The organism is Terasakiella sp. (genome assembly GCF_048267425.1).
In the GTDB taxonomy this organism is placed as follows: domain Bacteria; phylum Pseudomonadota; class Alphaproteobacteria; order Rhodospirillales; family Terasakiellaceae; genus Terasakiella.
The window spans coordinates 34,077-57,088 of the sequence record NZ_JBLWXN010000004.1 but is presented as its reverse complement, the minus strand read 5'-3'; the positions used below and the strand labels follow the sequence as shown (position 1 = coordinate 57,088).

General features: G+C 48.0%; 21 protein-coding genes and 1 tRNA gene. 2 read left to right on the top strand and 20 right to left on the bottom strand.

All coding sequences use genetic code 11. The annotated features are described in order from the left end of the window. Positions 1–29: 29 nt before the first annotated feature. The 9 genes from ACN0VA_RS08100 to ACN0VA_RS08060 form a co-directional block, all read right to left on the bottom strand. Complete coding sequence (locus ACN0VA_RS08100) at positions 30–932, bottom strand: hydroxymethylglutaryl-CoA lyase (RefSeq protein WP_417820654.1); 903 nt, start codon at positions 930–932, stop codon at positions 30–32. A gap of 79 nt (positions 933–1,011) precedes the next feature. After that, positions 1,012–3,009 (bottom strand): acetyl/propionyl/methylcrotonyl-CoA carboxylase subunit alpha, encoded by a 1,998-nt coding sequence (locus tag ACN0VA_RS08095; protein WP_417820653.1) that lies wholly within the window; start codon positions 3,007–3,009, stop codon positions 1,012–1,014. A 5-nt stretch (positions 3,010–3,014) separates the two neighbouring features. Further along, positions 3,015–3,803 (bottom strand): enoyl-CoA hydratase/isomerase family protein, encoded by a 789-nt coding sequence (locus ACN0VA_RS08090; protein ID WP_417820652.1) that lies wholly within the window; start codon positions 3,801–3,803, stop codon positions 3,015–3,017. A 15-nt stretch (positions 3,804–3,818) separates the two neighbouring features. Then, complete coding sequence (locus ACN0VA_RS08085) at positions 3,819–5,432, bottom strand: carboxyl transferase domain-containing protein (RefSeq protein ID WP_417820651.1); 1,614 nt, start codon at positions 5,430–5,432, stop codon at positions 3,819–3,821. A gap of 3 nt (positions 5,433–5,435) precedes the next feature. After that, complete coding sequence (locus tag ACN0VA_RS08080; RefSeq protein ID WP_188663945.1) at positions 5,436–6,047, bottom strand: 2-hydroxychromene-2-carboxylate isomerase; 612 nt, start codon at positions 6,045–6,047, stop codon at positions 5,436–5,438. Between the two features lie 19 nt (positions 6,048–6,066). Beyond that, positions 6,067–6,663, bottom strand: coding sequence for a 2-hydroxychromene-2-carboxylate isomerase (locus tag ACN0VA_RS08075; RefSeq protein ID WP_417820650.1), 597 nt, complete (start codon positions 6,661–6,663; stop codon positions 6,067–6,069). Positions 6,664–6,679: 16 nt separating this feature from the next. Next, entirely contained in the window at positions 6,680–7,816 is a 1,137-nt protein-coding gene (locus ACN0VA_RS08070; RefSeq protein WP_417820649.1) for an acyl-CoA dehydrogenase, read from the bottom strand. Positions 7,817–7,852: 36 nt separating this feature from the next. Next, entirely contained in the window at positions 7,853–9,040 is a 1,188-nt protein-coding gene (locus ACN0VA_RS08065) for an acetyl-CoA C-acyltransferase (RefSeq protein ID WP_417820648.1), read from the bottom strand. A gap of 17 nt (positions 9,041–9,057) precedes the next feature. Beyond that, entirely contained in the window at positions 9,058–10,230 is a 1,173-nt protein-coding gene (locus ACN0VA_RS08060; RefSeq protein ID WP_417820647.1) for an isovaleryl-CoA dehydrogenase, read from the bottom strand. A gap of 352 nt (positions 10,231–10,582) precedes the next feature. Between ACN0VA_RS08060 and ACN0VA_RS08055 the strand changes: the two genes are divergently transcribed. After that, positions 10,583–11,329, top strand: coding sequence for a hypothetical protein (locus ACN0VA_RS08055; protein ID WP_417820646.1), 747 nt, complete (start codon positions 10,583–10,585; stop codon positions 11,327–11,329). Here the strand turns inward: ACN0VA_RS08055 and ACN0VA_RS08050 are convergent. The 10 genes from ACN0VA_RS08050 to ACN0VA_RS08005 form a co-directional block, all read right to left on the bottom strand. After that, positions 11,326–11,760: a PaaI family thioesterase gene (locus ACN0VA_RS08050; protein WP_417820645.1), complete on the bottom strand. Its 435-nt coding sequence runs from the start codon at positions 11,758–11,760 to the stop codon at positions 11,326–11,328. The genes ACN0VA_RS08055 and ACN0VA_RS08050 overlap by 4 nt on opposite strands. A gap of 40 nt (positions 11,761–11,800) precedes the next feature. Continuing rightward, positions 11,801–12,235 (bottom strand): acyl-CoA thioesterase, encoded by a 435-nt coding sequence (locus ACN0VA_RS08045; protein WP_417820644.1) that lies wholly within the window; start codon positions 12,233–12,235, stop codon positions 11,801–11,803. Between the two features lie 131 nt (positions 12,236–12,366). Further along, positions 12,367–14,106, bottom strand: coding sequence for a methyl-accepting chemotaxis protein (locus ACN0VA_RS08040; RefSeq protein WP_417820643.1), 1,740 nt, complete (start codon positions 14,104–14,106; stop codon positions 12,367–12,369). 106 nt (positions 14,107–14,212) lie between these two features. Further along, positions 14,213–14,605 carry a MerR family transcriptional regulator gene (locus ACN0VA_RS08035; protein WP_417820642.1) on the bottom strand — a complete coding sequence of 131 codons (393 nt, stop codon included), beginning with the start codon at positions 14,603–14,605 and terminating at the stop codon, positions 14,213–14,215. A gap of 72 nt (positions 14,606–14,677) precedes the next feature. Then, the gene (mgtE, locus tag ACN0VA_RS08030; protein ID WP_417820641.1) at positions 14,678–16,096 is read right to left on the bottom strand and encodes a magnesium transporter; all 1,419 of its coding nucleotides are present in this window, start codon (positions 16,094–16,096) and stop codon (positions 14,678–14,680) included. Positions 16,097–16,102: 6 nt separating this feature from the next. Continuing rightward, positions 16,103–18,409: an NADP-dependent malic enzyme gene (locus ACN0VA_RS08025; protein ID WP_417820640.1), complete on the bottom strand. Its 2,307-nt coding sequence runs from the start codon at positions 18,407–18,409 to the stop codon at positions 16,103–16,105. Between the two features lie 275 nt (positions 18,410–18,684). Then, positions 18,685–19,164 (bottom strand): cupin domain-containing protein, encoded by a 480-nt coding sequence (locus ACN0VA_RS08020; protein ID WP_417820639.1) that lies wholly within the window; start codon positions 19,162–19,164, stop codon positions 18,685–18,687. 302 nt (positions 19,165–19,466) lie between these two features. Next, positions 19,467–20,054, bottom strand: coding sequence for a Swt1 family HEPN domain-containing protein (locus ACN0VA_RS08015; protein WP_417820638.1), 588 nt, complete (start codon positions 20,052–20,054; stop codon positions 19,467–19,469). Positions 20,055–20,057: 3 nt separating this feature from the next. Next, positions 20,058–20,690 carry a DUF5343 domain-containing protein gene (locus tag ACN0VA_RS08010; RefSeq protein WP_417820637.1) on the bottom strand — a complete coding sequence of 211 codons (633 nt, stop codon included), beginning with the start codon at positions 20,688–20,690 and terminating at the stop codon, positions 20,058–20,060. Positions 20,691–21,066: 376 nt separating this feature from the next. Then, positions 21,067–21,153 (bottom strand) — tRNA-Leu (locus ACN0VA_RS08005). Between the two features lie 125 nt (positions 21,154–21,278). Between ACN0VA_RS08005 and lipB the strand changes: the two genes are divergently transcribed. Further along, on the top strand, positions 21,279–21,926 hold the full coding sequence (lipB, locus tag ACN0VA_RS08000) for a lipoyl(octanoyl) transferase LipB (RefSeq protein ID WP_417820866.1): 648 nt from the start codon (positions 21,279–21,281) through the stop codon (positions 21,924–21,926). A gap of 77 nt (positions 21,927–22,003) precedes the next feature. On the opposite strand, the gene ACN0VA_RS07995 is transcribed toward lipB, so the two are convergent. After that, entirely contained in the window at positions 22,004–22,828 is an 825-nt protein-coding gene (locus tag ACN0VA_RS07995; protein WP_417820636.1) for an OmpA family protein, read from the bottom strand. Positions 22,829–23,012: the final 184 nt, after the last annotated feature.

The following is a 23,012-nucleotide window of genomic DNA, read 5'->3' as shown; positions in this document are numbered from 1 at the left end:
TAACAGGCGCACATGAACTGTTTATCCGATTAACAGCGTGCGCCCAATGCCAATGATACCTTGGATGCAGGTGCGCGACCAATCACATTACTGATGAAGCGTCCTGCCTCGCACAATTTATCCAAATCGACGCCGGTTTCAATACCCAATCCGTTTAACATGTAAACAACATCTTCCGTCGCCACATTACCAGAGGCCCCTTTGGCATAAGGGCAGCCGCCCAATCCGGCAACAGACGAGTCCACGACCGACACACCCATTTCAAGGGCTGCGTAGATATTTGCCAACGCCTGCCCATACGTATCATGGAAGTGAACAGCCAGTTTTTCCATCGGGACAACCGCACTAACGGCCTTTAACATATCCTGAACCTTGCCCGGTGTCCCCACTCCAACCGTGTCGCCAAGCGAGATTTCATAGCAGCCCATTTCATAGAGCTTGGCCGCAACGTCTGCCACTTTTTCCGGGGCAATATCGCCTTCATACGGACAACCGACCACACAGGAAACATATCCCCGCACCGCAATGTTTTTTTCTTTTGCCGCAGCCATGATCGGTTCAAAACGGGCAAGGCTTTCTGCAATCGAACAATTAATGTTCTTTTGTGAAAAACTTTCAGATGCCGCCCCAAAAATGGCAACCTCTTGTGCGTTCACCGCCATCGCCCCTTCAAACCCCTTCATATTTGGGGTTAAAACCGGATAGGATACGCCCGCCTTGCGGGTAATCGTTTTCATAATTTCTGCACTATCGCCCATTTGGGGCACCCACTTGGGCGAGACAAAGCTGCCCGCCTCAACCACAGGAAGCCCCGCATCCGCAAGACGATGGATCAATTCGACCTTAGCATCCGTCGGTACAATTTCTTTTTCGTTTTGCAGACCGTCGCGTGGACCGACATCGACAATCTTGACTTTTTTGGGTAAAGCCATTGTTTTCTCCCTAAATAAAGGCCCCCTGCTGAGACACAGGGGGACACTTTACAGTTATTAGAGTAATTTTAAACAAGATTTATTCGCTGTCGATTTTCAACAGCTCGACACCTTCTTCAAGCTGATCACCGGCATTAAAGAAGATATCGACAACCACACCGTCCATAGGGGCGGAAATGGTATGTTCCATCTTCATGGCTTCAAGGATCATCAGGTTATCACCTTCTTTGACTTCCTGATCTTTTTCCACCAAAACAGCAACCACTTTACCCGGCATGGGCGAGGTCAAGGAACCGCTTGCTTCATTCATGCCTTCGGCCGCAGCTAATGGATCAAACAGTTTCAGCGCATGGGCTTGACCATGTACCAGAATTTCCAGCCCATCGCCATGACGGACCACGGTTGCCTTCATCCGACGACCACCCAGATCAGCCAGTAAGTCCCCGTTTTCATCACGCACACCACGCACCATAACATCGGCACCCGGTAATTCCATCAGGTAGCCTTCGTCGCGGTAATGACAGGTCACGGTGATAATATCTTCACCATTGATAAAATACAGCTCGTGATGGTTGTCATCATTCATACGGAAACCGCTGGTGCTGTTCCACGGGCTAAACGGGTCGCCTGACCAATCAGCATGAGACTGCGCTTCTTCATCACGACTGATAAAGACATCCAGACACGCCAGTGCCAAGGCATCATCGGTGATATTTTCACGATCCGGGAACAAATCACTTTCGTGTTTTGCAATAAATCCCGTATCCACATCAAAATTAACAAATGCAGGGTGCGCCGCAACCGTTGCCAAAAATTCAATATTCGTTGTGACACCAACGACCTGATATTCGTTCAAGGCTTTACGCAAATGACGCAAGGCCCCTTCGCGTGTATTGGCCCAAACGATCAGTTTGGAAATCATCGGATCATAGTGAATGGACACTTCATCCCCTTCACGCACACCGGTATCAATCCGCACATGCGCGCTTTCTTGTGGCGGGCGCAGGTGTTTTAACTTCCCGGTTGCCGGAAGAAAATCATTATCCGGGTCTTCGGCATAAACGCGCACTTCAATCGCATGACCGTTGATCGTCAAATCATCCTGTTTGCGCGGCAGGTTTTGACCCGCAGCCACCCGCAATTGCCATTCCACAAGGTCTTCGCCAGTGATCATTTCCGTAACCGGGTGTTCCACCTGCAAGCGGGTGTTCATTTCCATAAAATAGAAAGACCCGTCTTCATCCAGCAAGAATTCGACTGTACCTGCGCCTTCATATCCAATGGCACGGGCCGCATTACAGGCAGCCTCCCCCATTTTGCTACGCAGGTCTTGCGCCATCATCGGGGCGGGGGCTTCTTCAAATACTTTTTGGTGACGACGTTGAACCGAACAATCGCGTTCAAACAAATAGACCACATTGTCATGTTGATCGGCAAAGACTTGAATTTCCACATGGCGTGGCTTTGTCAGGTATTTTTCAATCAACATATGATCATCGCCAAAGCCTTTCATAGCTTCGCGTTTGGCCGCATCATAGGCCGCAGACATTTCATCTGCATTCCAGACGACCCGCATCCCTTTCCCGCCCCCACCGGCAGACGCTTTCAAGATGACCGGATAACCAATTTTTTCGGCTTCACTCAGCATCAATTCCACGCTTTGTTCTTCACCGTGAAAGCCAGGTACCAACGGAACATTGGCATTTTCCATAATCTTTTTGGCTTCGGATTTGGACCCCATTGCCTCAATCGCGCCGACAGGCGGGCCAATAAAGGTAATGTCATTTTCCGCCAAGGCACGACAAAAGGCCGCATTTTCCGACAGGAAGCCATAGCCCGGATGCACGGCTTGCGCCCCGGATTTTTTACAGACATCAATAATTTTATCGTAACACAGATAACTTTCCGCTGCTGCTGATCCGCCGATATGAAAAGCTTCGTCCGCCATTGCCACATGCATGGCACCGGCATCGGCATCGGAATAAACCGCAACCGTCTTCACGCCCATCCGGCGTGCCGTTTTAATGACACGGCAAGCAATCTCGCCACGGTTTGCAATCAGAATTTTATTAAACATCGTTCTTACCCCTCGACCCAAGCTGGTTTTCGTTTTTCCAGAAAAGCGCTCAAGCCTTCTTTTCCTTCATCGGACGCGCGTTGTTTGGCAATACGTTCAGCCGTGTCTTTAATCACCGCCTCATCGACCGGACGATTATAAACGGCAAAAATCAGATCCTTACAGGCCGCAACAGAATTCGGCCCGGCAATCATCAGGCTGGTAATCAGGTCTTCGACCGCGCCGTCCAGCTCGTCTTCATTCACCACACGGTGCAGCAAGCCAAAACGCAAAGCTTCATCGGCCTTGAACCGTTCCGCCGTCAACATATAACGACGCGACGCACGCTGCCCCATTGCATTGACCACATAAGGGGAAATGACCGCCGGGATCAGTCCCAGTTTCACCTCGGACAGGCAGAAGCTTGCCCGTTCTGTCCCCACAGCCATGTCACACGCGGCAACAAGTCCGACACCACCGCCAAACGCCGCACCTTGAACACGGGCAATCGTCGGTTTGGACAGGAAATTCAGTGTTTGCAGCAAACCACCCAGCCCCATCGCATCGCTGAAGTTTTCTTCATAAGAATACCCCGCCATGCGTTTCATCCAGTTCAGGTCCGCCCCGGCACTGAAGCTTTTGCCCTCTGCCGCCAAGACGACTACACGAACCGCAGCATTGGCATCCAGTTCTTTCAGCTTCAACGTCAGATCTGCAATCATCGCATCGTCAAACGCGTTATGCATATCCCCGCGCGTCATGGTCAGTGTCGCCACACCGCGCGCGTCGATTTCGATTTTTGAAGTTTCGCTCATTGATCCATCGTCCCCTTACATCCGAAACACGCCGAACTTCGTCGGCTCAATCGGTTTGTTCAGGGCCGCAGACAGGGACAAGCCCAACATCATGCGTGTATCGACTGGGTCAAAAATACCATCATCCCACAGACGCGCAGATGCGTAATACGGGTGACCTTCTTTTTCGTATTTTTCCAAGATCGGTTTTTTGAAATCCGCTTCGGCCTCAACAGACCATTCTTCGCCTTTACGCTCCATCCCGTCACGCTTGATAGTCGACAGAACGCCAGCGGCCTGTTCGCCCCCCATCACGGAAATACGCGAATTGGGCCACATAAACATAAAGTTCGGAGAATATCCCCGACCACACATGGCGTAGTTGCCTGCCCCAAAAGACCCACCAATCACACAGGTGATTTTCGGCACATTCGCACACGCCGTCGCCGTCACCATCTTGGCACCATGTTTGGCAATGCCTTCTGCCTCGTACTTACGACCAACCATGAAGCCGGTAATATTTTGCAAGTACAATAGCGGAATACCACGTTGGGCACACAATTCAATAAAGTGAGCGCCTTTTTGCGCACTTTCGGAGAACAAAATACCGTTGTTCGCCACAATCCCGACCGGATAGCCATATAAATGGGCAAAACCACAGACAAGTGTTGTACCGTACAGCGCCTTAAATTCATCAAAACGCGACCCATCCACAATACGGGCAATGACTTCACGGATATCAAACGGTTTTTTGGTATCTGCCGGAATAATACCGTACAGTTCCTTGGCATCATAAAGCGGTTCTTCCGGCTCACGAATATCCAAATTTGGATTTTTCACACGGTTCAGGTTACGCACAACCTGACGCGCCAAGGCAAGGGCATGCCCGTCATCTTGCGCGTAATGATCGGCAACACCGGATGTTTTACAGTGAACATCCGCACCACCCAAATCTTCGGCACTTACAACCTCGCCCGTTGCGGCTTTCACTAACGGTGGGCCGCCCAAAAAGATTGTGCCTTGTTCTTTAACAATAATGCTTTCATCGGACATGGCAGGCACATATGCCCCACCCGCCGTACAGGATCCATGAACGACCGCAACTTGCGGGATATTCTGGCCGGACATATTGGCTTGGTTATAGAAAATACGACCAAAATGATCCCGGTCCGGGAAAACTTCGTCCTGGCGCGGCAGGTTCGCCCCACCAGATTCCACCAGATAGACACAAGGCAGATTGTTCTGCATCGCGATTTCTTGAGCGCGCAAGTGCTTCTTCACCGTAATCGGGTAATAAGACCCGCCTTTGACCGTCGGGTCATTGGCGACGATCATACATTCCTGACCTTCGATACGACCGATCCCGGTAATCACGCCACCGGCGGCAATGGTGCCGTCTTCGGGATACATTTCCCAACCGGCAAGCTGGGACAGCTCCAAAAACGGTGAGCCCACATCCAGCAGACGGCGAATACGTTCGCGCGCCAGCAACTTACCGCGGCGAATATGGCGTTCATTTGCCGTTACCCCGCCGCCTTGTTTTACGGTCTTAATTACGTTGCGAAGATCATCGACCTGCTTTTGCATGGCCTCGGCATTTGCCTTGAAATCTTCGGAACGGGTGTTAATTGAACTTTTCAGGACGCTCATAAATTATCCCCATTTCCCTGTTTTAAGCCAGTCGCGTACCATTGGCAGACGGTCCCAACCCCAAAAATCCTCACCATCCACACGGATGAAAGGAGAGCCGAAAACGCCACTGTCAATAGCAGCCTGACCTTCTTCGATTAATCTTTGTTTGGCCTCAGATGAGGTCACAGCTTTGATAAATTCTTCACGATCGATACCGCACTCGGCGGCAACATCTGCGGTTTCTTCCACTTCCCACATGGGGCGGGCATCTGCAAAATAAGCCTTGTACGCCGCTTTTGCGAATTTGTGTGCGCTCAAGGTCTTCCCTTGATCTTTCAACCAATAAAATCCACGCGGTGCCGCCAAAATCGCAGCCGGGAATTTTTCCGGCATTTGCCAAGGCGTGCCTGTATAAGCGCTCATACGTTCCCAATCTTTGACACAATAGGGACCTTTTAGCGGCACTTCCATAAAGGGACGAGAGCCTGTGGTTTTAAAAGCGGGCCCCAGCATAAAAGGTTTCCAGAGAACCTCGCGGTCAAATTCCGCACCGAGCGCATCAATCTCCTGCGCTGCGAAATAGCCATACGGACTGCCAAATTCAAAATAAAATTCAATCGGGCCTTTGGTCATATTTACCATCCCCCTGTTTTCAACCATTCTTCGATTTGGTCTTTGCGATCATTACCCCAGAAGGGTTCTGCGTCAACAATGATAAAGGGGGCACCGAACACGCCCTTTTCAATGCTTGTGCTGTTTCGTCTTTTAAGCGCGCCTTAACTTGCGGGTCTTGGCACCCTTCAATCAGTTTATCCGGATCAACGCCAACCTGAATTGCCAAGCGGGCAACATCTTCATGTGTAGTTGGGGCAATTCCATCTTCGAAATAACGGGCAAATACCGCGTGTGCAAAGTCGAAGATCACCTCATTATGATGGTCTTCCAACCAGTAAAATGCCCGCGACACCGCTAATGAGATATAAGGAAATTCTTTTGGAACAACGGCTTGGCGACCTAGTAGACGTGCCGTTCGCAGAAAATCACGTTCCCCATAAGGGCCGCGAAGCGGTTGATGAAACAGCGGACGCATACCTGTCTCTTGAAAGGCAATGCCCAACATAATCGGGTGCCAAACCACCAGACGACCATATTTTTCGGCCAGCTCATTAATCCATGTGCTGGTCAAATAGGCATAAGGTGAAGAGAAATCGAAATAAAAATCGATCGGGCGCGGGTCCACTGTTTTCATCTCCGTTCCCTCATCCTCAACCGTTGATCACAGCACGGCTGATGACAATTTTCTGAACTTCACTGGTACCTTCGTAGATTTGGCAAATCCGAACATCACGATAATATTTTTCCACCGGAAATTCAGATGAATACCCATAACCACCAAAGATTTGAATAGCATCTGAACACACACGTTCCGCCATTTCAGAAGCAAAAACTTTTGCCATAGAGGCTTCTTTCAGACACGGCTGATCCGCATCCTTCAGGCTTGCGGCATGTAAAACCATCTGACGGGCCGCATGTACCTGCGTTGCCATATCTGCCAGTTTAAAAGCAATTGCCTGATGTTCGCTGATCGGTTTACCAAACGCTTCGCGTTCTTTGGCATATTCAACAGCGGCATCCAACGCCGCACGTGCCATACCGACACATTGTGACGCAATCCCGATGCGACCGCTTTCCAGATTGGACAGGGCGATTTTATAGCCCATGCCTTCTTCCCCTAAAAGGTTTTCAGCCGGAATACGCATATCTTCAAAAACGATTTGTGCGGTATCCGATGCCTTCTGTCCCATCTTGTGTTCAAGGCTGGAAACGATATAACCGGGTGTATCTGTCGGCACGATAAAGGCAGAAATCCCCTTCCCGCCTTTGTCCGGATCCGTTACGGCAAATGCAATGAGCGTATCGCCAATTTTACCAGAGGTGATAAATTGCTTGGTTCCGTTCAGTACATAATGATCACCATCACGCTTTGCCCGACACTTCAAGGCAGAGGCGTCAGACCCCGTATGAGGCTCAGTTAAAGCAAAACATCCAAGCTTCTCCCCCGCGACCATCGGGGCGAGGAATTTTTCTTTTTGCTCGTTATTGCCAAACTTTAAAATCGGCCCATAACCCACTGAATTATGGACAGAAAGAACCGTACTTAAAGCGCCATCTCCGGCAGCAATTTCTTCAAGTGCCAGTGCAAGTCCAACGTAACCGATTTCCGATCCGCCGACCTCGGCCGGGGCAACCATCCCCATCAGGCCAAGCTCTGCCATCTCGGCAAAAATCTCGGGTGGGAAGGCCTCATTGGCCTCCCACTCACGAGCATTCGGGGCAATGCGATCTTGGGCGAAATTACGCACCATATCGCGGATCAATGTTTGTTCTTCATTCAGAATCATTTGATTGACTCTATTCCCACAGGTTCATTACTGATGTTATGCGATGCGTTCAAAGGCCATAGCGGTTGCTTCACCACCGCCAATGCACAAGGAAGCTACCCCTTTGGTCTTGCCGTATTTTTCAAGGGCTGCCAGCAAGGTCACAATCACACGTGCACCGGATGCACCGATCGGGTGACCCAAGGCACAGGCCCCACCATGTACGTTGACTTTGTCCGCATCCAGTTCAAGATCACGAATGGCCGCCATTGTCACAACGGCAAATGCTTCGTTGATTTCCCAAAGGTCCACGTCATCCTTGGACCAACCAATTTTAGACAACAAATCCTTCATGGCAAAAACCGGTGCTGTTGTGAACAGGTTCGGTTCCTGTGCATGGGTTGAATGCCCCACAACACGCGCCAATGGTTTCAGGCCCCGTTTCTCCGCCTCAGACTGGCGCATCATCACCAATGCTGCCGCACCATCTGAAATAGAAGATGAATTTGCCGCCGTTACTGTGCCGTCTTTGGCAAAAGCCGGACGCAGTGTCGGGATTTTTTCCGGCATGGCTTTGCCCGGCTGTTCGTCAATTTCAACAACCTTTTCGCCTTTACGGGACTTAATTGTAACCGGCGCAATCTCACCTTTGAAGGAACCATCTTGAATGGCTGCATTGGCCCGGCTTAACGAACGAATAGCAAAATCATCCTGTTCTTCGCGGGTGAACTGATAGGACTGCGCACATTCTTCAGCAAACGTCCCCATCAAACGACCTTTGTCATAGGCATCTTCCAGACCGTCAAGGAACATATGGTCTTTAACTTCACCATGACCCAAACGCATCCCGCCACGTGCCTTGGGCAATAGGTAAGGCGCATTTGTCATGCTTTCCATACCACCGGCAACCATTACGTCATTGACACCGGCTTTCAGCAGGTCGTGGGCCATCATAGCGGCTTTCATGCCGGACCCACACATCTTGTTGATCGTGGTACAGCCTGTTTTCAACTCCAGACCTGCACCTAGGGCAGCTTGGCGCGCAGGGGCTTGACCTTGGCCTGCACCCAAAACGTTCCCGAAGATCACTTCGCCCACGTCTTTTGCATCCACGCCGGAACGCTCGACAGCCGCCTTGATGGCCTGTGCACCCAGCTCAGACGCCACCAATTCGGAAAAATCGCCTTGCATCCCGCCCATAGGTGTACGCGCAGAACCGACAATGACAATAGGATCGTTTGACATGTTGAGTATTCTCCAGATTATTTAGTTTCGTTAAACAGTTCACGACCGATCAGCATACGGCGGATTTCGCTTGTCCCTGCACCAATTTCGTACAGTTTTGCATCACGCAGCAGGCGACCTGTCGGATATTCGTTGATGTAGCCATTGCCACCCAGAATTTGAATAGCATCCAAGGCCATTTGTGTGGCTTTTTCAGCAGAATAAAGAATAACACCAGCGGCATCTTTACGGGTGGTTTCCCCACGCGAACAAGCCGCCCCAACCGCATAGACATAAGCACGACACGCATTCATGGTGGAATACATATCGGCAACCTTGCCCTGAATGAGCTGGAATTCACCGATAGACTGGTTGAATTGCTTGCGCTCGTGGATATAAGGCACAACCACATCCATACACGCCATCATAATCCCTGTCGGACCACCGGCCAGAACGGCACGTTCATAATCCAGACCGGACATCAAAACGCGAACACCCTTATGTAATTCACCGAGAATGTTTTCTTCCGGCACTTCGCAATCCTGGAACACCAGCTCGCAAGTGTTTGATCCGCGCATACCGAGTTTGTCGAGTTTTTGCGCTGTTGAAAAACCTTTGAAACCTTTTTCGATGATAAAGGCGGTAATCCCTTTCGGGCCTGCATCCATGTCAGTTTTGGCGTAAACAACCAATGTATCGGCATCAGGGCCGTTAGTGATCCACATTTTATTCCCGTTGAGAATAAAACGATCCCCTTTCTTTTCCGCCTTCAAGCGCATAGAAACCACGTCGGATCCCGCGCCCGGCTCAGACATTGCCAAGGCACCTATATGTTCACCGGAGATCAGCTTAGGAAGGTATTTCTTTTTTTGTTCTTCATTTCCGTTGCGACTGATTTGGTTCACACACAAGTTGGAATGTGCGCCGTATGACAAACCGATGGAGGCAGAAGCCCGGCTGATTTCTTCCATCGCAATGATGTGTTCCAGATATCCCAGACCTGCCCCGCCGTATTCTTCATCAACCGTAATCCCCAGCAGACCCAACTCACCAAAACGCGGCCACATATGATTAGGGAAAGAGTTTTCCAAATCAGTTTTTTCTGCGATTGGTGCAATTTCTTCCTGTGCAAACGAACGAACCGTATCGCGGATCATGTCTGCCGTTTCACCAAGATTAAAGTTTAAAGACGGATACTCTACAAAGCTCATTGCTCTTTCCCATTTCCCTGAGAGTTAAAAATAACCGACGTCGCATTCTTTCAACGCTCTGGCGCCAGTTGTTCCCTGTTTAAATCTGCCTCAAAAGTAATTAACGTTTACGTAAACGTCAACTTAAATTTAGAGATTTTTGCTTTACAACGCAAAACCTGCAAACAAACGCCATGAAAGAAGATATAAAAACAGCTACTTTTGGTGGTTTGTTTTCGCAAGATAATCAAAGACTTCCTTACTAAACAAAGCAATTAACCATATGAAAAAAATGGTTAATTAACGCCGTTGGCGATTTTTTTGCTTGTGTTTTTAGTTGTATTCAAGCGGCAAGATCCCCACTTAGATTAACATGGCAAAGCATCTGACATGGATAAAACTGTTTGCATTTGCCCTACTATACATATGTATTTGGGCAAATGTTTCGCCTGCACAAGCCTTTTGTCCAGAACGCATCGGCTACATCGAAAAAAATGTACTGAGTAAATTAACTCTACCCATTATCCGCAAAGTTTATGAAGACCTTGGCTGTTCTTCAAAGTTTATCGCATTGCCGGGACGCCGTGCCTTGTCCTCCTTTAACCAAGGGCAAATTGATGCAGAAGTCTTTCGCCTTGCCCTTGTCGAAAAAAAATACCAACGAGCATTTTTACGTTCACAAAATCCCGTTCTTCAACTTTATAGCTATCTTTGGGTCACTCCAGACTATCAAGAAACAGATCAACGGCCATTGGGATATGTAAAAGGGATATTATGGGAAGAAAATTACGTTAAAGGAAAAAGGTTTTCGGCATTTCATAATACCACCAATCTTCTAAAAGCTTATAACAGTGGAAAAATTGCAGGCTTTCTGGGGAGTGGAACAGCTATACGCTCGAAAAAAAACACCCTTTCGCCACCGCCCATTCCTTTTCAACAAGTCCATAACGCCCCCTTATATCATTATACACAAGAAGGATATGACAAGTTTATCATCCTGTTTGACAAGTACCTTGAACAACACAAGCCCTTTGCCGAAGTAAGTGCAAAGATGCGTTTCTCAACTCAATCTAAAAAAATGCAGGTGCCTTCTGAAGATTCACGCCTCATCACCAACTAAGCCGACACAGCCATCAAGGTTTGAATCGCTGTCGCACATTGCGTCTCAATCCCATCGCGAACACCGAAGACATCAATTTCCGTCACGGTCAGTGTGCGCCCGGCTTTTACAACGCGTCCGACCCCTTTTAGAAAATCACCGGCACCGGGGGCGATAATATTCAATTTATATTCGACCGTTAACATGGCTTGACCTTCTGGCAGCAAGCTAAACCCGGCAAACCCACCAGACACATCCGCGAGCGAGCCGATTACCCCGCCATGAAAATAGCCATGATGTTGGTCCAACTCTGGCTTAAAGGGCAGATGAAGTTCGCAATAACCGGGGCGTAATTCTGCAATTTCAACACCAAGATATTTCATAAAACCCTGCGTATCGAATGCCTTTTGAACCAGCTCTACATAATTCTCGCTTTTGGGTGTTAAATTCATAATGCGGGCCTTCCTTTCTGCTTTATTGCGAGGCGTCTTCCTACACAGTCAAATATTTTTGACCTGCTGCAAGGATGTGATCAGGGAAAGGAACAGCACGCCTTTCCTGACGGTCCATATGAACACCGAACAATTCGCAGCTTGCCGCACCCTCACCACTCACGCTATGGGTCATCTCATGGATCAGTTTGAATTTTCGTCCGTCCAGCAACACAAGCTTGGTGTGAATTTCAACACAATCACCGGGCATCAATTCGCGCTTATAGGTCACATGATGATCAACCGCAGCCACACCGGCCTGGCATTCCTCAAAATAATGATTGGTCAATCCAAGCATGGATAAAAAAGTCCAGGCAGCATCATCAAATTTCGCCATATAGTGACGGACATTCAAATGCCCCATATGGTCACATTCCCATTGTTGAACGGTACTGCGATGTGTCAAAGGGGGATTATTGCTGGTAATAACGCTCATTCTCTCACGGTCCATTATCTGTTAACTTTATCAGTTTAGTTGACGTTTACGTAAACGTCAACGTTTCAAAAAAAGAAAAGGGCAGGAACACGTCCCCTGCCCGTTTTGAAACAGCTCGTCCTGAGCGTGAATTAATATCGAAAAGAACCAGACGACCCATCACGAATATCGTCCAAAAATTCTTGTACATTTGACCTTAACGCCTGACTTGCATCTTTGACGACATTGGCCGACACCGTGACATCGTTTGCTAATTCACCCGTCTGTGTCGCCGCTTGTGCCACACCATAGATATTATGTGCGACATCTTGCGTCCCGCGTGAGGCTTCTTCCACGTTATGTGCAATCTCACCTGTTGCCGCACTTTGTTCTTCAACAGCAGCGGCAATGGAAGAGGAGTAATCATTCAAACTGGAAATTGTCTTTTCAATGCCGTCAATCGCATCAACAGCACCATTTGTCTGTTGTTGAATTTTTGTAATTTGTTGACTGATTTCTTCCGTCGCTTTTGAGGTTTGTTGTGCAAGATTTTTCACTTCACTTGCGACAACGGCAAACCCCTTACCTGCCTCACCGGCGCGTGCAGCTTCAATCGTTGCGTTCAGCGCCAACAAATTCGTTTGTTCTGCAATATTATTAATCAACTTCACAATATTTTCGATATGACCGACTTCTTGTGCCAAGCTCGCAACAATTCCCGTTGTGGTGTGGGCTTCGACAACGGCTTCTTGTGCTATTTGAGATGATTGTGCAACCTGTTTGGAAATTTCAGAAATCGACGCGCTTAACTCCGACCCCGCTGTCGCAACAGCGTCTACATTTGCAGTCGCCTGTTGCGTAGCAGCAGAAACAGCCTGACTTTGCGCACTGGTTTGATCCGCCGCAGACGACATTTGCGTCGCTGTCTGTTCCAGATTATTCAAAACTTCAGAAATCTGTTTCATGCTGCCCTTCACACGTCCTTCCAAATCATCTGCAATTTGAAAGAGTGCTTCTTGTCGTTCAACGGCAGCGCGTTTTTCTTGTTCTTCCTGTTCACGTTCCAGACGCAGTTTATCAATTGCATTATCTTTAAAGACTTGAACCGCACTGACCATTTCGCCCAGTTCATCGCGACGGTCCTGCCCCATCACGTCCACATCCAGTTTACCATGCGATAAATCCGTCATGGAATGAGTCATCTGTAAGATATTGCGACAAATGCCGATTACACCGATTACAACAGACACACCAACGATAAGAGAGACAATAATGGGAACAATCGCAATCATACGTGATTTGTCATTTTCACTTTTACTATGTTCCAAAATGACATTGTCGTTTTCCAATTGCTTTGCAACAATCGCTTCGACTTCCAATGTTACATTCTGTACATCATTTTGAATTTTGGCCGCAACCTCGTCGAAGGCCCCCATTAAACGGTTTCCGCTGACCGGGCCTCCGTCAACATAGGCCTGTGCCATACGCTTTCCTGTCTCATAAAATGGTGAGAAATCTTCTCCCATCATATGGAAATGACTAACCAGCTTATCCATTTTCAAAGATTGGCTGAGTTCCAGAGCCTTTTTCAGATTTTCATTAAAGCTGTTTGCATGTTTTTGGGCTTCGTCAAAACCATCGTTTAGGCCATCTTGCCCACGTGTTGCCGAAATATCCGTCAACCATTGCTGAACCTGAATAACGTCGGTGCGCAAACCTTGCGACAAAGCCAACAAAGGCAAAACGTCTTCACCAATTTTTTTAGAAGAGGATTCGATACTTTCAAAAGCATTTGAACTATCATTTGTCACAGAAATCAGCAAAACACTGTTGATCATCAACAGAACCAGCATAAGCACAACGGCGCTAATCAGCTTCAACCGGATTGTCATTTTATCCCTAACACATCATGAGTTACATTTTTGCCGCAATATACCTTGCGAAAAGCAAACTCAAAATACGCATCACTACTTAGGGATCAGTGTGTTAGGGGGATACTCAACTTTGCTTCTGTTTTAACAATCCAGAACACTGTTCTTCCAGTGTCTCCAACTCAGACAGCATTGCCGTAATGTCCTGTTGTTGCTGGGACAAAGCATCGCGGCGACTTTGGATGCGTTTCAAGAAAACTTGCAACTGCATAACTTCTGAACGATCCGTATCATAAAGATCAATCAATTCCTGAATTTCGGATAAAGCAAAACCCAGCCGTTTCCCACGCATGATCAAACGCAGGCGAACACGATCGCGCGATGAATAAATCCGTCGTTGCCCTTCACGGGCCGGTGAGATCAGGCCTTTATCTTCATAAAAGCGGATTGTCCGAGTTGTGATATCAAACTCTTTGGACAAATCTGTGATGCTGTATGTTTTCTGTCTTTTTTCTGTCATAACGCCAAAACATTACTTAACCTTTACGTAAACGTAAATAGTTTTCTTTCAATTCAGAACGCTTCAGACAGATTAACCAAGCAAAAACAGGGCGGCAAGCCCAAGAAAAGCAAAAAAACCGACAACATCAGTCACCGTTGTCAGAAAAACAGATGACGAGATTGCAGGGTCTGCCCCATATCTGTCAAGCGCAACTGGAATTAATGCGCCTGCAAGCCCCGCAACAACCATATTAACGATCATCGCCACTGCAATGACGGATGCTAGGGCCGGGTCACGAAACCAGGCCCAAGTCGCCAGACCAATAAGAATGGCAAAAATCACACCATTCATTGCCCCTACCGCAATTTCCTTCCCGACAACCCGCATGGCATTTGCAGGTGTCAATTCTTTCATGGCAATGGCACGTACAGCAATTGTCAGGGTTTGCGTGCCCGCATTCCCCCCCATCGAGGCTACAATCGGCATAAGAACGGCCAAGGCCACCAATTGTTCAATGGTCGCACTAAAGAGACCGATCACCATCGAGGCAACAATCGCCGTCCCCAGATTGACAACCAGCCACCAGACACGGGATTTAGCCGCATCCAATGCGGAACTGTAAAATTCATCCTGCGTGACCCCACCCATACGCATGATATCTTCTTCGTGTTCTTCATCGATAACGTCAACAACGTCATCGATTGTAATCACACCCAACAGACGCCCATTGTCATCAACGACAGGGGCGGAAACCAGATCACGGTCACGGAAGATAAAGGCAACTTCTTCCTGGTCGGTTTCAACCGGGATAGTTGTCAGTTGTTCTTCCATCAAGTTGCCAACCCGAACCGGACGTTTATTACGCATCAATTGACTAAGCGGCACGGTCCCCAAGGGTTTGTGTTTTGGGTCAACAACAAAAATCTCATAAAAATCTTCCGGCAGGTCCACGTCGCTACGCAGGTAATCCAGCGTTTCCCCTACCGTCCAGAAAGCCGGCACGGCCACCAAATCGCGCTGCATGAGACGACCGGCGGAATCTTCAGGAAAGGATAAACCTTCCATAAGAACCGCACGTTCCCCATGCGGCATGGCTTCCAGAACTTCTTTCTGGTCTTCTTCATCCAGTTCTTCAATAACGGCCAGCGCATCGTCACTGTCCATCTCGACCAAGGCTTTGGCAACCGTATCGGCGCCAATTTCATAGACGACTTCTTCCAGAATATCCTGATCCAATTCGGACCAGACTTCCGGTTCCAGGTCATCCCCAACAATCTGGAGAACCTTGGTTCGATCTTCTGGTTTGAGCTGCTGCACCACGTCGGCAGCGTCCGCGTAGTGCAGCTCCTCAAACAGGTCTCGAACGGCTTCTTCGTTGCCATCGCGCAAATGGTCGCGAACATCGTTAACATGTTCATCCCCAAGACCAAACGCGTCGCCTTCCTCAATTTCGACTTGAGGCTGGACGCTTTTGTCTTCTTCCATTTGTTGTTCAGGCAACTCAGTCACGCATTCTTACTCCGCTTCACCAGCGTGGATTTGTGCATCCACAACTGCAACTGCACTGACATTCACCACCGCACGTACCGTGGCAGAAGGTGAAAGGATATGCGCCGGTTTCGCAGCCCCCAACAAAATCGGACCAACCGGCAAGCCGTCAGCCGTCATTTTCATCAGGTTATAGGAAATGTTGGCCGCATCAAGGTTCGGCATAATCAACAGGTTCGCCGACCCACGCAAGCGTGAATTGGGGAAAATATTGTTACGAAGCTGTTCAGATAATGCAGAATCGGAATGCATCTCGCCTTCGATTTCAAGGCGGGGATCGCGTTCCAACACCATTTCACGCACACGGCGCATTTTCAGGGATGAAACAGAATCACGGTTCCCGAAGTTGGAATGAGATACCAGCGCCACCTTCGGTTTCATGCCAAAACGACGAACTTCTTCCGCCGCCATCAGGGTGATTTCCGTCAACTCTTCGGCAGTTGGATCATAATTCACATAGGTGTCGCACAGGAACAAAGTATCGTTATCCGTGATTAACAGGTTCATGGCCGCCATCACGGACTTACCTTCACGCAAGCCGATAATGTTTCGGACTTCTTCCAAATGTTTGAAGTATCGCCCTGTTGTCCCACAAACCATTGCATCGGCATCACCACGGTGCAGCATAATCGCTGCAACGATTGTCGCGCGTGAACGCACAAGACCCAGCGCTGCCTTTGGCGAAACGCCATGACGCCCCATTATGCGATGGTAATAATCCGCATAATTATGGAAGCGCGGATCCCGCATGATCTCGACGACCTCGACATCTTTGTCGAGTTCCAAACGTAATCCCAAGCTTTTGATCTTGTTTTCAATGGCTTCCCGACGGCCGATCAGGATCGGCACGGCAATCCCATCATCCACAACGATCTGAACCGCACGCAAGACGCGTTCATCTTCGCCTTCCGCATAAACAATTTTCTTGGGCAAGCGTTTGGCTTGTTCAAACACCGGCTTCATCGTCATGCCGGAACGATAAACAAACTGTGACAGTTTTTCACGATACGCGTGGAAATCGTGGATCGGACGCGTTGCCACGCCACTATCCATCGCCGCTTTTGCCACGGCCAAAGTCACATTCAAAATCAGGCGAGGATCAAACGGTTTCGGGATCAAATATTCAGGCCCGAAACGTAAATCTTCTTCGCCGTAAGCTTTGGTCACGCGTTCGTCCGCTTCGGCCATTGTCAGGTCTGCCAAGGCTTCTACACAGGCCATTTTCATTTCCGCATTAATCGTTGTCGCGCCGACATCCAGCGCACCACGGAAAATATAAGGGAAACATAAAACGTTATTTACCTGGTTCGGATAATCCGAACGCCCTGTTGCCATAATACAATCCGGGCGTACTTCTTTGGCCAATTCAGGACGGATTTCAGGTTCCGGGTTGGCGAGCGCGAAAATAATCGGCTGATCGCCCATTTTGGCAACCATTTCCGGTTTAAGCACACGCGGTGCCGACAGACCAAGGAAGATATCTGCCCCTTCAATGGCTTCATCAAGGGTGCGCAGATCTGTTTCCTGTGCAAAAACTTCCTTGAATTCGTCCATTTCCTCGGTTCTGCCTTTATAGACAACACCGACAATATCGGTCACGATGATGTTTTCCGGCTTCATCCCCATGTGTTTCAACACATTCAAACAGGAAAGGGCCGCAGCCCCCGCACCGGAGGCCACCAATTTCACATTGTGAATGTCTTTACCGACAATGCGCAGTGCGTTTTTCACCGCTGCGCCAACGATAATGGCCGTGCCGTGCTGATCATCGTGAAAGACTGGAATATTACATTGTTCTTTCAGTTCACGTTCAACGACAAAACATTCCGGTGCCTTGATATCTTCAAGGTTGATCCCGCCGAATGTCGGTTCCAGTGATTTGATAATATCAACCAGTTTGTACGGGTCGCGTTCTTCGATTTCAATATCGAAAACGTCAATACCTGCGAACTTTTTAAACAGAACGCCTTTGCCTTCCATTACAGGCTTGGACGCCAACGGACCGATTGCACCAAGGCCTAAAACGGCCGTTCCGTTTGTGACAACACCAACCAAATTTCCGCGCGCCGTCATATTTGCGGCTTCTTTTTCATCACGGACAATTTCTTCACAGGCAAATGCAACGCCCGGCGAATAAGCCAGCGCAAGATCGCGTTGGTTCGCTAACGGTTTGGTCGCGGTGACACTGATTTTACCGGGGACCGGGTTGCGGTGGTATTCCAGCGCCCCTTCCCGAAATTTGGCTTCTGTATTTCGTTTATCTTCTTCTGCCATTCACTCGTCCCCTTTTGTGTGGCTATTTCGACAGCGATTCGAATTTTATCGGGTCTCCAACTCTTCCCTCTCCTGAAGTGTCAGAAATCTTACTTTCAGCATCGTGTTGTTTTTATTCAGCTATATGCGTTGGGTAAGAAGGACGTTTTCTTGAATGCCCATCTTTTCGACAGGTCTCCTGCAACAATATCCGTATTGGGAAAAATCACAACAGAAAAAGCTGTGACAAAAATCGCTTTTAGTCCGCACCCTTGATAAAATCCGAATGTCGAAGATTATTTCTTTCCTCCTTGCGGATGCTCGATTTTATCAAGATCCACCATTTCCCATTTCATCCCTTCATTACGAAACAGGCGTTTCTTTTTATCTGGGTATTCACCCACATCGTGGGCCAGACGTTGACCAACCACGATACATTTTAAGACCTCTTGGCCTGTATTGGTCATACAGTGGGCCAAACCGCCTTTGCGGTATCCGATAAAATCACCCGGGCCGATATCGGTCCGCTCTTCTCCAATACGCACGACACCATGCCCACTAAGTACAAAAGTGCATTCATCTTCATAAACATGGAGATGAAACTCTGTTGAGTCCGCCCCCGGTGGGACCTCAATCAAATGAAAACCAAATCCGGTAATCCCGGTCAAATCCCCCAGCGACTTATTAATCCGTCTCCCGTTCGGGTTTAGAAAATGCGTCTTTTCCGTACCGGCGAACGCTTCAATCTCTTCTTTCTTCAGAACATACTTATCCATGCCAGATCTCCAATTTTATAAATTTTGGAAACAGTCTAAAGGATAGAAACAAAGGAAGACAAAATAAAAAAATCCCCGCTTTCGGATGAAAGCAGGGAGATTTTGGTGCGGTCGAGAAGATTTGAACTTCCACTCCGGTTAAGGAACAACGACCTCAACGCAGTACTATTTTCAGGAAGCTTAGAGATACTGCGGCATACAAGAAACATCGTTGCAACAAAACAAGCAATTTTGAGACAATTGCAACAGAAATTGGGACAGTTGCAATGGGAAAGCTACCATATCTACCAGCGTTTCTATTCCTAGCTCATTTGCCTAAACCAATCACGTAGAGCGAGGTGCAGTCTTAGAACTTCATCTTCAGCTAAAATCTTGCAGTGTGCAATTGGTGCTCGCAGGGTGTTAAGACTTCCCAAAATTTTCTCTACTGCCTTTTTGTCCCTGAACATATCGCCGAAGATAGGCCAATTTGATTTTATAATCTCACCTAGTTCGCCGAAGTTACAATAGTCTAACAAATCATCCGAACGAGGTGTAATGCCTGTACTCAGCTCTTTCTGTTGGTTCTTTTCAGCATTTTTCCTCACTTCTTGAACCACAACTCCCTCAGTAGACCACCATGTTTCACCATGAATTTCTTCCAGTCGATCGTTTACAAGTTCGCGAATGGAGTTTTCCAGACAGTAAAAGATTGAATAGTGCCCAGACATAGCCTCTGCTTCATTCCGCAGTTTCATTGAAAACTGCGGATAATATGTATGATCATCCTTCGGGGCGTTCCTATCACGATGTCCAAGGTCAACGTCCAGCTTCTTTTCCACTCGACGAATTTCAGATTCGATGCTGATATTGTTCAAACCGAAGAGTTTTACTGTGTTCTCTGATTTCATTTTTCAGTTTTCCAGTAAATTTTCCTTCAACGCCTTGAAGATAGCGTTAAAGACCTCTGGGTCCGTAGTTTCAGGCAGATTCAAATTAATAGTATAGGCTAAATTCATTCCCACGCTTTGCGCTGCCTGAGATGCAGTTTGCACTGGTTCGTCATTGCGAACAGTCTCAGGTTTCACCGTAACTTCAGGTACTGCAGCATCTTCAGTCGCTTCAAAGTCGGCAAACGCCTTTAACGCAGAAAATGTAGACATCATTAATTGAAGAGACCGATTATCTTTTTCAAGCCCTGTAACTTCGATCATCAAAGACTGTAACTTGGCTTTCTCCATATCAGAAGCCCACTCATTGCGATCAAATAAATCTTTGAAGGCTTCACGCATACCTGCTGCCATCGCCGCACCTTGAGTATGTTCATTCCTGAATTTGTCGTATCGTTCTGTTGGAGTTCCATCACTATTCAAAAAGCCCAACCTCTTAAGAAGCGGAATTATGGCCTGAGCACTACCTCCCGAGTGCTTCAACTTGGTGGCCAAATAATCCTGAGTGAAGCGATCCGGTCTCCTTGCTTCCTGAATTTTAGGTAATATTTTTCCAATTAAACCCGGAGCTGCCATATACGGAATTTTGGACGCCATCTGTGAAACCTTTCTATCTATCTCTATTGAAAAATGATAATGCCTCACATCCAAAACACAACCTTAAAATAACCCACCCACTATTGGTGGCAAACCATTCTATTGCAACATTTTTTTAACAAAATCGCGATTATGGCAAAAATTCGACTTCCTGTGCCACACGGCACACTGGTTTTGTTTACTTTCGACAATTTAGCAAATTACAGTTTTCTAATTTTTCGTGCGCTGTACAACGTTTTTCTGGAAAAGTGCACGGTTTATATTGTGCCTTCTGGCACAGGTGACAGTTTTGAACGGGGAAAACAGAGGATGACACAGAAACACTAGCACTTTGTTTAAAAAAAATCCCCGCTTTCGCATGAAAGCAGGGAGATTTTGGTGCGGTCGAGAAGATTTGAACTTCCACTCCGGTTAAGGAACAACGACCTCAACGTTGCGCGTCTACCGATTCCGCCACGACCGCATAAAATGTGGCATTTGATGAAAGGACGGTGTATGAGGTGTCGAACCGCGTTTCATCTTGTGGCGTGGTATATACAAATGATTCACATAGATCAAGACATGAATGATAAAAAAATTTCGACTTTGATGAGAAATGGCATCGAGTGGCGTTTCAGCGACGACGAAGTTCCTTATGAAACAGCACTTTCCTTTATGGAACAGCGTGTTAAAGAGATTGCCGAAGGAAGCGCGCCAGAATGTATCTGGTTATTGGAACATCCCCCACTTTACACTGCCGGAACCAGCGCAAAACAAGAAGATTTGATCGATCCGGAACGGTTCCCCGTTTATGACGCCGGGCGTGGCGGTCAATATACCTATCACGGCCCCGGTCAACGCATAGCCTACGTCATGCTGGATTTAACCAAGCGCGGGCGTGATATTCGCAAATTCGTACAGAATCTGGAAGAATGGGTCATTCAAACCCTTGCGACCTTTAATATTACAGGGGAACGACGCGACGGACGCGTGGGAATCTGGGTGGATCGTGGTATGGGGCGTGAAGATAAAATCGGTGCCATTGGCGTACGTGTGCGCAAATGGGTCACGTTTCACGGTATTTCATTAAACGTAGAACCGGACCTGTCTCATTTTAATGGAATCGTACCTTGCGGAATTAGTGAACATGGCGTGACCTCCCTACAGGATTTGGGTATCTGGATCACGATGTCAGAAATTGACAGCCTGTTGATGACCTGTTTCGATGCTGTTTTCGAAGACGAATCGCAAGAATAATCTTCTGTTTTTTCTTCAAACATAAAAAAGGCGACCTCAATATTGAGGTCTCCTTTTTGATTTGAACTGAATATTCCTTATTTGAAGGAAACAACCACACGACGGTTGCGTGATTCTTCAACTTCGTCACCTGTGGTGACAGCGTTCATGTTTTCGCCATTTGCGCCAACACGAATTGCATTACCTGCAACGCCATGACCTTTCAGGAATTCAGAAACGGCCTGTGCACGGGACAAGGCAAGTGCTTCGTTATAAGCTGCGGAACCTTTGGTGTCTGTATGACCATTGACCATAACAGTTTGTACACCACGGCCCATCATGGACGCTTTCACCAACAAGGCTTTGGCTTCATCATTCAAAGCTGTGCTATTGAAGTCAAAATAAACAATGATGTCTTCCATCGGTGCCATTGCCGGTTTTGCCATCGGCTTAACCGTCATGTCATTCAAGCCAGCCATGAAGTATTTCTTACAGGCTTCGATATCATCGGGTTGGAAGTTTTCTTCCTGTTCCTGCATCCAGCAATCAAAACCGGCTTGTGCACGAGCAGCTGCTTCCGGGGATGCTTCTTTACCACCCGCGGCATAGGCTGCCATCAGTTTCTCGCGCGCAGCACTCAGTTCGCCAACCTTGTCTTCCGGCAAGCTGCGATCTGCAATCATCTGCGGTTCAACATCGCCTTGTGTTGCGGCAAGTGCTTTCCCGACAAAACGACGTGCATCAGCCCAGTCGCCTTCGTCACGTTCCAGACCAGCCAAGCGCGCATACTCGCTCTGCAGCCCTTTTTGGAAAGCGCTACCGTTGTTCTGCGCCATCTTCGCACCTTCAACGTCCCAGTTAGACGCACAGGCTGCCAAAAGCGGAAGGGCCCCAAGTGCTACGGCTGTTTTAAAAAATTTCATGTATTGCCTCCTAAGCTTAAACCAAATCTTCATCGCTCATCGTCGAATGAAAGCCACCCACACAAGCCGCGTAGACGTCTGTCACAATCAGACTGTAACCTCGTATGTTTGTAGTATTCTACATTTGTAGAAGAAATACAAACTTTAGGATTATTAAAATGATTGTATCTGAGCTAGCCTAGTG